Annotated in this window: 12 protein-coding genes; 3 read left to right on the top strand and 9 right to left on the bottom strand. The window is 34.3% G+C overall.

Annotation, left to right across the window (positions count from 1 at the left end):
* Positions 1 to 120: 120 nt before the first annotated feature.
* Together BM153_RS06155 and BM153_RS06150 are read right to left on the bottom strand one after the other, a co-directional pair.
* The gene (locus BM153_RS06155) at positions 121 to 1,209 is read right to left on the bottom strand and encodes a uroporphyrinogen decarboxylase family protein (RefSeq protein WP_092871805.1); all 1,089 of its coding nucleotides are present in this window, start codon (positions 1,207 to 1,209) and stop codon (positions 121 to 123) included.
* A 321-nt stretch (positions 1,210 to 1,530) separates the two neighbouring features.
* The gene (locus tag BM153_RS06150) at positions 1,531 to 1,722 is read right to left on the bottom strand and encodes a ferredoxin (protein WP_092871803.1); all 192 of its coding nucleotides are present in this window, start codon (positions 1,720 to 1,722) and stop codon (positions 1,531 to 1,533) included.
* A gap of 143 nt (positions 1,723 to 1,865) precedes the next feature.
* On the opposite strand from BM153_RS06150, the gene BM153_RS06145 reads away from it, so the two are divergent.
* The gene (locus BM153_RS06145) at positions 1,866 to 3,098 is read left to right on the top strand and encodes a nucleotidyltransferase (RefSeq protein ID WP_092871801.1); all 1,233 of its coding nucleotides are present in this window, start codon (positions 1,866 to 1,868) and stop codon (positions 3,096 to 3,098) included.
* Between the two features lie 51 nt (positions 3,099 to 3,149).
* Here the strand turns inward: BM153_RS06145 and BM153_RS06140 are convergent, their stop codons facing one another.
* From BM153_RS06140 to BM153_RS06115, 6 genes are all read right to left on the bottom strand, one after another.
* Positions 3,150 to 4,514, bottom strand: a complete 1,365-nt coding sequence (locus tag BM153_RS06140) for a PFL family protein (RefSeq protein ID WP_092871799.1) — start codon at positions 4,512 to 4,514, stop codon at positions 3,150 to 3,152.
* A gap of 23 nt (positions 4,515 to 4,537) precedes the next feature.
* Positions 4,538 to 4,810 (bottom strand): ACT domain-containing protein, encoded by a 273-nt coding sequence (locus BM153_RS06135; protein WP_092871797.1) that lies wholly within the window; start codon positions 4,808 to 4,810, stop codon positions 4,538 to 4,540.
* Between the two features lie 14 nt (positions 4,811 to 4,824).
* Positions 4,825 to 5,622, bottom strand: coding sequence for an MBL fold metallo-hydrolase (locus BM153_RS06130; protein ID WP_092871795.1), 798 nt, complete (start codon positions 5,620 to 5,622; stop codon positions 4,825 to 4,827).
* 3 nt (positions 5,623 to 5,625) lie between these two features.
* Positions 5,626 to 8,787, bottom strand: coding sequence for a dephospho-CoA kinase (gene coaE, locus BM153_RS06125; protein ID WP_092871793.1), 3,162 nt, complete (start codon positions 8,785 to 8,787; stop codon positions 5,626 to 5,628).
* 12 nt (positions 8,788 to 8,799) lie between these two features.
* Positions 8,800 to 11,433 (bottom strand): DNA polymerase I, encoded by a 2,634-nt coding sequence (gene polA, locus BM153_RS06120; RefSeq protein ID WP_092871791.1) that lies wholly within the window; start codon positions 11,431 to 11,433, stop codon positions 8,800 to 8,802.
* Between the two features lie 109 nt (positions 11,434 to 11,542).
* A complete protein-coding gene (locus tag BM153_RS06115; protein ID WP_092871789.1) occupies positions 11,543 to 12,103 on the bottom strand; it encodes a hypothetical protein in 561 nt (186 codons plus the stop codon).
* A gap of 246 nt (positions 12,104 to 12,349) precedes the next feature.
* Between BM153_RS06115 and BM153_RS06110 the strand changes: the two genes are divergently transcribed.
* Both BM153_RS06110 and BM153_RS06105 read left to right on the top strand, forming a co-directional pair.
* On the top strand, positions 12,350 to 13,048 hold the full coding sequence (locus BM153_RS06110) for a TrmB family transcriptional regulator (RefSeq protein ID WP_092871787.1): 699 nt from the start codon (positions 12,350 to 12,352) through the stop codon (positions 13,046 to 13,048).
* Between the two features lie 42 nt (positions 13,049 to 13,090).
* Positions 13,091 to 14,374 carry a diaminopimelate decarboxylase gene (locus tag BM153_RS06105; protein ID WP_092871785.1) on the top strand — a complete coding sequence of 428 codons (1,284 nt, stop codon included), beginning with the start codon at positions 13,091 to 13,093 and terminating at the stop codon, positions 14,372 to 14,374.
* 59 nt (positions 14,375 to 14,433) lie between these two features.
* Here the strand turns inward: BM153_RS06105 and BM153_RS06100 are convergent.
* Positions 14,434 to 14,724 (bottom strand): InlB B-repeat-containing protein (locus BM153_RS06100; protein WP_177205596.1); only part of this gene is annotated, 291 nt, incomplete at its 5' end.

Raw genomic sequence — 14,724 nt, 5'->3', positions numbered from 1 at the left:
AACACTCTCTTCCAACTACTTTTGAACACTTATTAAGTCTTTTTGTATAATTAAAAGCCTTTATACAAATAATACACGATTTTGCCGGGGTTTTTTTAGATTTTTAAAGTAAGAATGCTTTTACATCTTTCTTGTAGCTTCATACAAAGCAGCTCTGTAATCATCTGTCAATGCACCTGCTGCATACATATAACTAAACACAGATGGTTTATCAGGGCTATAGTATTTTGAAGCAAACTCTTTTGCCTGTTTAACCTGCTCCTCAACCGGTGTGCCAGGTGCAATATCATTATCACAAATTGAAATAATTATCTGGTCACCATACTCTTCATAAAGCTTTTTGGTATCATTCATTGCCATAGGTGTCCAGGACTGCCATCCTGCAGCTATGATATTTTCAATCTGATCTTCAATATGACCACAGCTATGGAAATCAGCTATCATGCCTTTAGATTTAACATGGTCCGTAAATTGTTTCATATATGGTACTATTAAATTCCTTGCAGCCTCTTTTGAGAAAAACGGTGCTCTTTGTGAACCCCAGTCATCATGAACCGTAAATCCCACTATTCCGTCACCATAGGCTTCCACGCACTTATCAACTATATGACAATATAAATCTGTCAGTTTTTGCAGCAGCTCTTTTAAAGCATCCTCCTGATCCTCGTCAATTAATGCAACTGCCGCATCTTCAAATTCCATAAATGATATCAATCTTTCAAACCATGCACCATTTAAAAGCCATAAAAGTGTTGCCTGTCCGTTATTTAAAAATTCTTTATTGGCTTTGGCACTACCTTCCCAATCCCATTCATCTGGATTTGGCCATACAGGTAATAGTTTTTCTTTCCATTCATTTACATCTGTAAATAATGGTTTTCCGGGACGCACCATTGATCCCCCAACCACAGGTACGTACTCCCATTCGACTCCAAACATGTCAGGACCACCAAACTCCTCCATAGGAATCATCTCTGCTTCAAAAACAAAGCCCCTGGCAACGTCATCTGGTATTACCTTGGGTGAAAAAAGCCCCCATTCCGTTCCGGTAAACATCCAGTCTGACTCTTTGTTATAAAGCTTTTTAACTTCCTCCTTTGGAGAAATCGGAAATTTGTAAATTGGTGCCCCCAATGCTTCCGGATCCCCAAATGCAGGCATTCTGCCTACAAGTTCAAGTTCCTTCTCGTCAAATACAATTTTGCTCATTTGTATATTCCCCTCCCATATTTCGCATTATCCTATACCCCTATAGACAATGCGCTCATTAGAATTATTTCCCTTATGGAAAGAAGTATATTATTTATTTTCGTAAATTTCTTCGTACACAATTCTAATTTTTTTTTAGACTTTTCTAATATTTTCGTGCAATTTACACCTAATGATTTTACAATTATTTTAGTAAAGCGGACATTCGGAATCCGCTTCGCTACTTCCTCATGAACGCAGTGTAAGCAATCCTCCGCTTAAAGCTTACGCTTTTGAAGCGGGGGATTGCTTACACTGCGTTCAAAAAAACCTGTAATTCACCTATTTTGACTTAATATAAATCGCCTTTCCCGGACATCTATCCATAGCTTCATCGGCTTCTTCATAGGTAAAACGATTTACTTTTGATATAGTATGTGCTTTACTTTCCTCGTCCATATCAAAAACTTCCGGACAGATTGAAACACATAAACCGCAACCTAAACACAATTCTTTTTTTATATCAAATTCCATTGAAATCCTTTCTGATATTTTTCTTTTCCTGATTATCGTGTTTGCAAGAATAACCTTCTTTATGTAAAATTATAAAGGAAAGATTAATAGTATTTTACATTATTTGTAAAAAGCCGGCAAAATTTTTAATTTAGGAGAAATAAATGAAAACCGCTGCAATTATAGCTGAATTTAATCCCTTTCATAACGGACACAAATATCTAATAGATAAAGCCAGAGAAATAACCAAAGCTGATAATATTATTGTTATTATGAGCGGAGACTTCACCCAAAGAGGAACACCTGCCATTATTGACAAATTTACAAGAGCTAAAATGGCTGTCTGTGCCGGTGCTGACATGGTTATTGAACTGCCGGTCTTTTACGCAACTGCCTCTGCCGGCTATTTTGCCAAGGCTTCCATTAATATTTTATCGGATTTAAATATAGTTGACTTTCTATGTTTTGGGGTAGAATGTGACAATCTTGATGCTTTTTATAAAATCAGCAATATTCTTTCAAAAGAGTCTTTTGAATATAAAACTGTCTTAAAAACCGAACTTTCAAAGGGCAGTTCCTTTGCCAAAGCCAGAAGTCAGGCTGTTTTGGCCTGTATTGATAAAAATGATGCTGATTATGATGATATTAGTAATATTCTTATGTCTCCAAATAACGTTTTGGCTTTGGAATATATCATTGCTTTAAAATCAACCACTATTAAGCCCCTTCCCGTAAAAAGACTGGGCTCAGATTATAATGATGATAAAATTAATAACCACCTTTCTTCTGCAAAAGCCATAAGAAATCTGGTTTATAATCAGGAAAATTATGAAAAAATTGAAGATTTACTTAAAAGTAATATTCCTGATGAATCCTTTGTTTTTTTTGAAGACTCTGTTAAAAATAAAAATGTGGTTTTTTCCAATGATTTTTCAAGATTATTAAAATATAAATTAATATTGGAAAAAAAATACGGTTTTGAAAAGTATAATGATGTATCAGTGGAAATTTCCAATTCTATTTTGAAGATATGCGATTATATGACCTTTTTTGAAGATTTTTGTATGGATTTAAAAAGCAAAAATTTTACCTATTCAAGAATAAGCAGATGCCTTTGCCATATTTTACTTAATATTTATAAAGAGGAGTTTGATAAAGACTGTAAGTCCTATTATTGCAAAATTCTTGCATTTAACAAAACCTCTACCTCGCTTTTAAAGGAAATTAACAAAAAAAGTATTATTCCTGTTATCAATAAATATGCAAATGCAAAAAAAATGCTAGGTAAAAACGGGATTAAGGTATTTCTAAAAGATATTGAAGCTTCTGAAATCTATCATATTATTAATGACAAAGATTATAATGAATATACAATAACCCCCTTTATTTATAATTAAAATAAGACTATAACAAATTTTTATTTAATAAATTTGTTATAGTCTTTCTTTTTAATTTTTAAAGCTGTGAATTGGAGCCGGTATTCTTCCTCCTCTGTTTACAAAAGCATCACAGGAATATTGATTTACAGGCATTATAGGGGCATATCCCAATAATCCTCCAAATTCAACCTTGTCTCCTACACCTTTGCCAATTACAGGAATAATTCTTACGGCTGTAGTTTTTTGATTTATCATTCCGATAGCCATTTCATCTGCTATAATTCCGGAAATTGTGGTTTCTTTTGTATCTCCTGGAATAGCAATCATATCAAGTCCTACGGAACAAACGCAAGTCATTGCTTCTAATTTTTCAATAGTTAAAGCACCCTGTTCTACTGAATTAATCATTCCCTGATCTTCGCTAACCGGTATAAAGGCACCGCTAAGTCCCCCTACATACGATGAAGCCATTACTCCACCTTTTTTTACCTGGTCATTAAGAAGAGCAAGGGCAGCTGTTGTGCCCGGTGCACCTGCATATTCAAGTCCGATTTCACAAAGAATATCTGCAACGGAATCACCTATAGCCGGTGTAGGAGCAAGAGAAAGGTCGATAATTCCAAATGGAATATTTAATCTTTTTGAAGCTTCTTTTGCTACAAGCTGTCCGACTCTTGTAATCTTAAAGGCTGTCTTTTTAATGGTCTCACATAATACTTCAAAATTTTCTCCACGAACCTGTTCAAGGGCTTTTTTCACTACGCCCGGTCCGCTTACACCTACATTTATAATGGCATCTGCTTCACTTACACCATGAAAGGCACCTGCCATAAATGGATTATCATCAGGAGCATTACAAAGAACCACCAGTTTTGCACATCCTATGGAACCTTCATCCTTTGTAACAAGAGCTGTTTCTTTAATAATATCTCCCATAAGTCTTACGGCATCCATATTGATTCCTGTTTTTGTAGAGCCGACATTTACCGAAGAACAAACATTATTTGTTACTTTTAAAGCCTGAGGAATGGAACGAATGAATATTTCATCCTGCTTTGTCATTCCTTTTGAAACAATGGCAGAATATCCCCCTAAGAAATTTACATTTACTTTTGCAGCCGCTTCATCTAAAGTTTTAGCCAGTTCTACATAATCCTCCGGTGTCTTACAGGCTGCACTTCCAATCATTGATATAGGAGTAATTGAAATCCTTTTATTTACAATGGGAATATTGTACATGGTTTCAATTTCTTTACCCACCGAAACCAAGTCTTTTGCAACGGTTGTGATTTTGTTGTAAATATTGGATTTTAATTTTTCAAGGTTTGAATCAATGCAATCGAACAGGCTGATTCCTATAGTAATAGTACGAACATCAAGGTTGTCCTGCTCTATCATTTTATTGGTCTCGTTGACCTCAAGCATATTAATCATTAAAATATCCTCCCGTCAATTGATTAAATTCGGTGCATCATATTGAAAATATCTTCGTGCTGGCAGGTGATTTTAACCCCAAGTTCTTCTCCGATTTGTCCAAGTTCTTTTGAACAATCATCAAAAGGTTTTGCGGAATTATTCATATCCACAATCATCATCATGTTAAAATAACCACTTACAATAGTCTGGGAAATATCAAGAATGTTGATATTGTTGTTTGCAAGATACACACATACCTTGGCGATAATTCCTACTTTGTCCTGTCCTATTACTGTAATAATGCTCTTCTTCATCTTATCCTCCAGTGTTAAAAATTGATAACCGCAGAAGGCCTGGTTCTATCAGCAATTTCTATAGGGAAATCCTTGTCAGAATAAGGATTATCACCCATTTTAATTTCCAGTCTTACGGTTTCATAAGCGAGTTGTGCATAATTATTCTCTTTGCTCAGATGCCCCAAAAGTATTTTTTTCATATTGTCATGAAGAACCTTTGATAACAGTCTGCCTGAGTTTTCATTTGATAAATGTCCTTTATCACCTGATATTCTTTTTTTCAGATAATAAGGGTACGAACCAACCATTAACATATTCAGGTCGTGATTAGCTTCTAATAATAATACATCTAATCCACTGATTTTGTCCACAATATATTCATCAAAATATCCAAGGTCTGTCATTACACCTGCTTTTTTATCCTTGCTTTCCACTGTATATGCCACGGGATCAGCGGCATCATGGGATATTTTTACGGGATTGATTTTTAGTGAATCTATATAAAAAGATTTATCTTTTTCAACATAATTGTATAAATTTTCATCAATTTTCCCGACACTTTTTATATTTGAAATAGCCTGGGCCGTCTTTTTTGTAAGATAAATAGGAATATTATATTTTCTCGAAATAACACCCAGACCACCAATGTGATCTGAGTGTTCATGAGTGATTAATATGCCGTTTAAATCTTTAGTTGTAAGACCTATGGTATTAAGTCCTGCTTCTATCTTTTTGCCGGAAAGCCCTGCATCTACAATAATATGGGTATTGTCATCTCCCAGATATATGCAATTACCGCTGCTTCCACTGGCAATGCTTAACATTCTCATTTTTTAGATTCTTTCCTTCCAGTATATATCTATCTTATCGCCTTTCTTTAAAGGTTCACTGTAGGAGCCACAATCCAAACCGTTTATCTTGGTAATAATTGCTCTGCCGTTAGACTGACTGAGATCAAAATCAATATAGTCAAATACATCTATAAAAATAGGATGTTTCTTTTCTTTTAAATCTACAGCTTCGCCATTTACCAATACTAAAAATCCGTTTCCATCGTCTAATATCACGCTTTTAGGTTTACTCGGACTTTCTAGTGGTGCCTGTTCATTTGTAACTTCTTCTTTTGTTTCCTCCAAAGTTTCAGCCTGAATATCATTTGAGGCTGTATCCTCTATCTTAGAATCTGAAACTTCTTTTTCTTCATCAAAGTCAGCCTCTACTTCAGTCTCTTCTATGCTTTCTGCTGTTTGATTTTCTGTATTTTCTTCAATTTCCTCCTGGGAAACTGTTTCTTTTTCAGTATCAGCTTCAGCTGTTTTTTCAACTTCTTCTTTGGATTCTTCTAATAATACATCAGTTGTTTCCTCTGCTTTAGGAACTTCTTCTAAGCTTTGTGAAGTTGTTTCGCTTGTATTTTCTTCTACAAGTTCTTCTTTAAGTTCTTCTTTAAGTTCTTCTTTGGTTTCTTCTTCTTTAGCATCTGAGTCTTCTAAAGACTCTCTTACTTCCTTGGCATCTTCCACAGCCTCTTCAACTGCCTCAGCCAATTCGTCAAGTCCTGCAAAGTCAAATACTTCTGATGCCACAACTTCATCTAAACGCTCATCTGGAATCAAAGAGCACTCAACAGAGAAGTTTTCATAGACTTTGTCTTCTAAATCAGCAACCTTGTTATTTACATAAATAATTGTTGAATAATCTACTGCAATATCCATAAATTCAAAGAGCTGCTCAACAGTGTAATAATTTCTCATTACAATGTCATCGCCATCCATAATCTCATAATATTCTGACTCAAGCTCTCCGTTTACCTGGGCAAAGCACGGGCAAACCACTGTAACATCATTTACTATGAATTTTAATGTAGACTGATGTTCAGGAAGCTGTGAGATTGTATGGTGGGCATCAGCGCCTTTTGTGGATTCTTTTATGACTATTTCATCATTATTCTCAATAGGTGTACTTAAGCTTACTTCTCTTCCGTTTACGCAAACCACAGAAGACTCGCCTAATTCGCCCATTATTATACGTTGTTTTCCATTAATAGTAAAGTTTAATTCTGCTCCGCGTCTTGGGAAAAGATAATCATTCGGGAATCCTGCCTCCATAGCCGCATCAACAACTGTAAGCTTGTTATTATTGTATATTTTAATTCTCTCATTATTGAAATGAACGAAAATAAAGCTGTTTCTTTGCTCATAATAATTTAAGCAGATACCTATAGGAGTAACGATAAGAGGATCTTTTTCAATGGTCTGATCAATAAAATCAATATCATCTAGAACTTCTTCTCCTCTTAAGGCAACTCTCTCCTCCATAAGCTCTAATTCTTTTGCAATTTCATTTACGAAGCCATGAACCTTTCCACCGCCACCTACTACGAATACTGCACTTACCGGTTCTCCACCGTTTAATTCCATTATTTTATCTGATACTTCTTTTGCAATCTCTGTCGTAACATCCTTTGTAAGTTCCCATACTTCTTTGGATTCTATTTCATGAGAAATTGCCATAATATCTTTGTAGGTTACCGTATCGCTTCTTCCGGATTCTATTTTTATATATTCTGCTGTTTTAAAATCAACAAGATAATGCTGAACAAGTATTTCGGTAATTTCATCTCCGGCATGAGGAATCATTCCATAGGCAATGATACTTCCATCTCTTGTAATGGAAATATCCGAAGTACCTGCTCCCACATCCACCAGGGCTATATTTAACATACGATATGCCTGTGGAATGGCAATATTAATAGCTGCAATAGGCTCCAAAGTAAGATTTGCCACTTCCATATCAGCATGTTTAACTGCTGCATAAAGACCGTCTACAACATCCTCAGGAAGGAAGGTAACTATAATCTCTTCGGAGATTTTTTCTGCTTTATGGCTTTCAAGATTCGAAATAATGTCTCCGTTTAAATAATATTTTATTACGGTATATCCCACACAGTAAAACTTAAATTTAGTATCATTGTTTTCATTAAGCTCTTTTTGTGCCTTTTCAATTCCCAGCAAATCCAAAGTATGAATATGCTCACCGGTAACTAAAGTTTCCTGCTCAAATTCTATATCAATGGTGGTAGTTACTGTCCTTAAAACTCTACCTGCTGCTGCAATACAAGCCTGGGTAAGCTTCATATCAAGCTCTTTTTCAAGTTCATCTTTTATTTTCCTAACTGTTTTTCCAACCTTGGTAATATCGTGAATTTGACCATCAATCATTGCCCTTGTTTCATGCTGTTTTGACTTCATTGCCACTATATGAAAACTCTCATTTTCCATATATCCAACGGTTCCCACAACATTTCTGGTTCCGATATCAAGTCCGAATACATACTCTTTTCCGTCAACATCCACATTATTTCTAACAGGTGCAACTGCCTTTATTGGCCTTGCTTTTTTCGGAATACCACTTAAAGCTTCATCAACCTGGGCAGTTGTTATGTCAAAGTTTCCTTCGTTGTCAATCTGAACAGTTGTATTATCTCTGAATTCTTCATCGGAAAGCTGACTTTTAAATATACTCTCGATTTTTTCATCATCGTATTTTCTTGTAACTTTTAATCTGATTTTTCTGATTTCTTCAGAAGAATAAATATACCAGATATCATCAAACATTGGCTCATAGCCACTACCTAAGATTAAAGCAGCTTCAAAGATATATGCATCATATTCTCCTGCTTTTGTTTCTTTCTTTATGTCACTTTTGGCATATTTAAACACTTCCGGATGGACAATATTATTAATTTTATCTCTTAAATTTTCATCATTGAAAATAAGATTTGCCATTTTTTCCTTGTCAATATCCATCTCTTCATCCAGGATTTCAGTTCCAAATTCTGCTACAATTTTAAAGTAACATATCTGTCCTTTCCCCATAAGCATTGAGCCAATCTCATCTGCTTTTACAACTTTTACATTATAGTTTTCCTTAATGTAATCCAAAATTTTGGACTTTCCTGCTCCAACTCCGCCAGTTACACCAATAACTTTCATAATACTACACTCCTATTTTGCTTCATACCAATTTGTTCCGGTTTCAAGTTCTATTTCAAGGGGTACCTGAAGTTTAGCTGCACCCATCATTTTTTCTGTAAGAATTTTCTTAACTTCTTCTACTTCTTCAAGGGCTGTTTCCACCAGCAATTCATCATGTACCGATAATATAAGTTTTGACTTAAGATTTCTCTTTTTTAATTCCTCATACACTTCTATCATGGCTATTTTTATAATATCTGCTGCGCTACCTTGAATAGGTGAATTCTTTGCCGTTCTTTCTCCAAAACTTCTTTGCATAAAATTAGAAGCCTTAAGTTCCGGCATAGGTCTTCGCCTGTTAAACATGGTAATGGAATAACCCTTTTCTCTGGCAGATGCCACTAAACCATCTAAAAACATTTTTATCTTCGGATATGCATTATAATACTTTTCAATATAATCTGCTGCCTCTTTGTTTGATATGCCTAAATCCTGACCTAAACCGAAAGCACTCATACCATAAATGATACCGAAGTTTACAGCTTTGGCATTCCTTCTTTGAAGAGGCGTTACTTCTTCAATAGGAATATTAAATACACTCGCTGCCGTCGCCTTATGTATATCTTTAGAATTTCTGTAGGCATCTATCAAGGTTTCATCGCCTGACATATGAGCCAGTACTCTTAATTCTATCTGAGAATAATCCGCATCTAAAAATATAAAACCATCCTTTGGAACGAATACCTTTCTTATAAGTCTTCCAAGTTCCAGCTTTATTGGAATATTTTGTAAATTAGGCTCTGTAGAGCTTATTCTTCCGGTAGCCGTAATAGTTTGATTGAAATTTGAATGTATTCTCTCATCCTTACCAATGTAATTTGCAAGGCCGTCTGCATAGGTGGATTTTAATTTGGCAAGGGTCCGGTATTCTAATATTTCATTTACAATCGGATATTCTCCTGCCAGTTTTTCTAAAATATCTGCTGAGGTGGAGTATCCGGTTTTTGTTTTTTTCGCATTGGGCATTTGAAGTTTTTCAAACAATATAACTCCCAACTGCTTTGGTGAATTAATATTAAATTCTTCTCCGGCTTTTTCGTAAATGGACTTTTCCAGTTGGTTAATTCGTCCCACCAGACTGTCTCCATATTCCTTTAAAGCCTCCCTTTTAACTAACATGCCTTCTTTTTCCATGGCATCCAAAACGAAAATAAGAGGACCTTCCATGTTAAAATACAAATCTGACATTTCCATTTCCTTTAATTTTTCAAAGATAATATTCTTTGCCAAAAGTGCCGTCATGGCCTGATAGCAAGTAAGGGTAAGAACCCTTTTTTTATCTTCTTTAAAGGTTTTTTCGATAGAATTTTTTAATAATAATTCTTTAGGACTTTCCAGACTTTCATTTAAATAAATCCCTGCCAGATCTTCGTAAGAATAACTTCCTCCGATAGGGTTTATAAGATAAGCTCCAATGGAAAGATCCAGATATTTATTTTCAAATTTTTCAAGATTTATGACCTTTAAAATTCCCTTTAAATCCATAAAAGAGGCGGATTTTGAGGCAATAATCAACTCTTTGATTTTTTCACAAAGCTCATCTTCTTTTATTTCATCATTTACTTCAATAAAGGCATTTCTTTCGTCAAAAGCTATTGAAAATCCATATAATTTCTTTTCATAAGCCATACCTGTTCCGATTTCCTTTGCCTTTTTTGCTTCGTTTAAAAATTCATCTAAGGCTTTTAAAGTTACTATATGTTCAAATTTTCTTTCAATTTTTTCTTTTTCATCTTCAAAACTGAAACGGGAAAGAAGATTTTTAAACTCCAGCTCCACAAATTTTTCTTTTGAATTTTCATTAAACATGCTTCCCAGTTTAGCATTTTCAATATCAAATTCTATGTCCGCTTTTGTATTGATTGTGGCTAATTTTTTACTTAAGACAGCCAAATCATAATTTTCTTTTAGGGATTTTGATGCCTTTGGAGGCTTAAGATTATCAACATTTTCATAGGCTTTTTCCAAAGTTTCGTATTCTAACAATATTTTTGTGGCTGTTTTCTCACCAACTCCCGGAATCCCCGGTATATTGTCAGCACTATCTCCCATAAGGGATTTAAGATCAATAATCTGAGCCGGTTTTAGCTGATATTTTTCTATTACATCATCCGGGTAATAGTTTTCTACCGTAGTACCGTTTCTTGTGGTTTTAGGTATTCTAAGTTTTACATCATCTTTGACTAACTGGAGAAGATCTCTGTCTCCGGAAATTATAACTACATCTAGCCCTTTATTTCTAGAATATTCAGCCATGGTTCCTATAAGATCATCAGCCTCTAATCCGGCTTTTGAGATTATAAAGATATTCATTGCCGATAAAACTTCTTTTATTAAAGGAACCTGACTAGAAAGCTCTTTAGGAGTCGGCTTTCTGGTTCCTTTGTATTCTTTAAACATCTCGTGTCTAAATGTGGGTTTTGAGGTATCGAATGCCACTGCAAGATATTGTGGATTTTCCTCATCTATAAGTTTGAACATGATATTTAAGAAACCATAAACTCCATTTGTGTATATTCCCTTAGAATTAGTAAGAGCAGGTATTCCATAGAAGGCCCTGTTTAGTATGCTGTGTCCGTCGATTAAAACAATTTTTTCTTTCAAAGTTCCTCCCATTTCCGATAAATTCCATACTTGACTGTCATTTTTATTTTTTAAACAGTCCTGAATTAATTATAACATTGATTAAAGTCAATGCAAAGAAAAGATAGGTTTATTCATACATTTCCTGATAGGAAAATTCATTAATTTCAATCCAGGGTTCATTTTCTTTTTTCAAGTCCTTGCTTAGGGTAAATGTGTCTTTGTCATTGTCTTTTTGCTTCTTTGCTTCCTGCGTAGTTTCCGGAAGATTATTATATCTGTCCGTTTTCATAAATTCCTTTGCCGCTTCATTTATTGTATTGGCCTTAATTTGAAATTCCGGGTCATTTTTGTTTAAACCGGATAAAAAACGGGTTATAACAATAGATACTTCTTCTTTTGATTTACAGCTTTTAAGCTGATTTTCAACTGTTTTTCTAAGTCTTTCCATTTTAAGTGCAAGCATATACAATTCGTTATCATATTGTCTTAAAAATTCCATTTCTTTTCTGGAAAGCCTTTTTCCTGACATTAATTTTGCCTTGATTTTTGCAAGTTTGCTTTGAACTTTTTCATCATCTAAATCTGATTCCTTTGACGCAAGAGTCAAAATGTTTTTGTTTTTTACATTATCTTTATCTTTTGAGTTTTCATCTTTAACAAGGTTACCTATATTTAAAATCAGTGACATACTACAATCATCTCCATTCATGAAAACAAAAATAATCCCTCATCTATATTATCGGCTTCTTATTTCCCGGCTTTATACACAATTCCATCAATTTTTATACAATTTTCTTCTTTTCAACGGTAATTTTTTAATTTTTATTATATTAAAAAGAATAATTGATAAAATATTTCATCATTTTACCTTGACAAAGTGTTATATAGGTAATATAGTTTTCTCAAATAGAACTACTATTTTAAAGGAGCATGGATGAATACAGAAATCTTAATCAGTAAACTGACTGCCTTTTCCCTTACCAGGCAGGAGGCAGCTATTTATATAACTCTTTGTAAAAATGACTGTTTAACAGGATATGAAGTTGCAAAGCAAACAGGAATCTCCCGTTCCAATGCTTATTCCAGCTTAAAAAGTCTTGTAGACAAGGGAGCTGCTTTTATTATAGAAGGGGATTCAAAAAAATATACCATTGTTCCCATAGATGAGTTTTGCAATAACAAAATCCGAAATCTCTACGAAGACAGAGATTTTCTAATAAATAATCTCCCCAAAAAAAGGTCTTTTGAGGAAGGCTATGTCACCATAAACGGAGATGAAAATATTAAAAACAAAATTCATACAATGATGGAACAGACAAAGCTTAGACTTTATATTTCAATGAATTCAGACCTTCTTGATTGTTTTAGAGATGACCTGATAAAAGCAGTAAAAAGAAATATTAAAATAAGTATTCTTAGCGAAAAAGATTTTGATATTGAAGGTGTAATAACCTACATTACAAATGATAAAAAAAATCAAATTGGGGTTATTACTGATTCTAAAAGGGTTATTACAGGCGACTATGGATTTGGAAAAGAAAGCAGTGCACTTTATTCCGAACACAAAAATTTTGTCACTTTGTTTAAAGATTATATGGCAAATGAAATTAAACTAGTAAAAAAAGATTATTAGACTTTTTTACATTTAAATCACATATCTACAGGAGGAAATAATATGAACACAAAAATACCTTTTGTCACTAAAGAACAGGTTTTAGACATGGTAAAAAAATATCCTACCCCTTTTCATATCTATGATGAAAAAGGCATCCGTGAAAATGCCAAAGCCGTAAAAGAAGCATTTTCCTGGAATAAGGGTTTTAAGGAATATTTTGCTGTCAAGGCCACTCCTAACCCGTACATTTTAAACATTTTAAAGGAATATGGCTGTGGTTGTGACTGTTCTTCTCTTACTGAACTTATGATGGCACAAGCTTTGGGATTTAGTGGAAATGACATAATGTTTTCTTCAAATGATACACCTGCCGAGGAATATGTTTATGCAAGACAGATAAATGCAACCATTAATCTGGATGATATTACCCATATAAAATTTTTAGAGGATGTTGCCTCATTACCTGAAACCATTAGTTGCCGTTTTAATCCGGGGGGGCTTTTTACCATTTCAAACAGCATTATGGATAATCCCGGAGATGCAAAATACGGCTTTACTAAGGATCAGCTTTTTGAAGGCTTTAGAATTCTTAAGAAAAAAGGAGTTAAATATTTTGGTGTGCATGCATTTTTAGCCAGCAATACCGTTACCAATGAATACTATCCAACCCTGGCAAAAACTCTTTTTGAAACAGTTGTGGAATTAAAAGAGGCTACAGGCTGTGACATTAAATTCATAAATCTCTCAGGTGGAGTGGGAATTCCTTATACACCTGATCAAGAGCCTAATGACATAAAAGCTATCGGTTCTGCAGTTCATGAAGTATATGATGAAATTTTAGTTCCGGCAGGACTTGGAGATGTTGCCATTTATACTGAAATGGGAAGATTTATGCTGGCTCCTTATGGAGGTCTGGTTACACAGGCTATTCATGAAAAACATACCCACAAAGAATACATCGGTGTGGATGCCTGTGCCGTAAACTTAATGAGACCTGCCATGTACGGAGCTTATCACCACATTACTGTTTTAGGAAAAGAAAATGATATTTGCGATCATACCTATGATGTAACCGGCTCTTTATGTGAAAACAACGATAAATTCGCAGTTGACAGAATATTGCCAAAAATTGATATTGGAGATTACCTTTTTATTCATGATACCGGAGCCCACGGATTTTCCATGGGATATAACTATAATGGAAAGCTTCGCTCGGCTGAGCTTTTATTAAAAGAAAATGGTGAAGTAATAATGATAAGAAGGGCTGAAACTCCAAAGGATTATTTTGCCACCTTCGACTTTAGCGATATATTAAAAGATGTGGATTATAACGCCGGAAAGTAAATTTATTTTTATAAGAGAAGAAGCTATCCCTTTTGATAGCTTCTTTTTTTAGCATATTTTTATTTCTTTTTCCATTGAGCATACAAGGTAACTGTAGCACCGTTTATATCTGTTAAATTTTTATAACTTCCTTTATCTGATACTGCTGTTCCCTTTCCGTTTGCCTTGGTATTCCAGCCGGTAAATATATAACCCGATTTTACATAATTACACGCTGCCACCTTATAAGTAACATCATAGGTCAAATTATTTACCCAGTACATATAATATTTACTTGTATCAGGATTTCCTCCGTTTCTGTCAAACTTTAAGTTATATTTAACAGGAGTCCACTGTGCATATAAAGTAAT

The sequence above is a fragment of the Acetitomaculum ruminis DSM 5522 genome (assembly GCF_900112085.1).
GTDB classification, from domain to species: Bacteria; Bacillota; Clostridia; order Lachnospirales; family Lachnospiraceae; genus Acetitomaculum; species Acetitomaculum ruminis.
The sequence above is the reverse complement of the archived record's forward strand: the minus strand, read 5'-3'. Positions and strand labels throughout refer to the sequence as shown.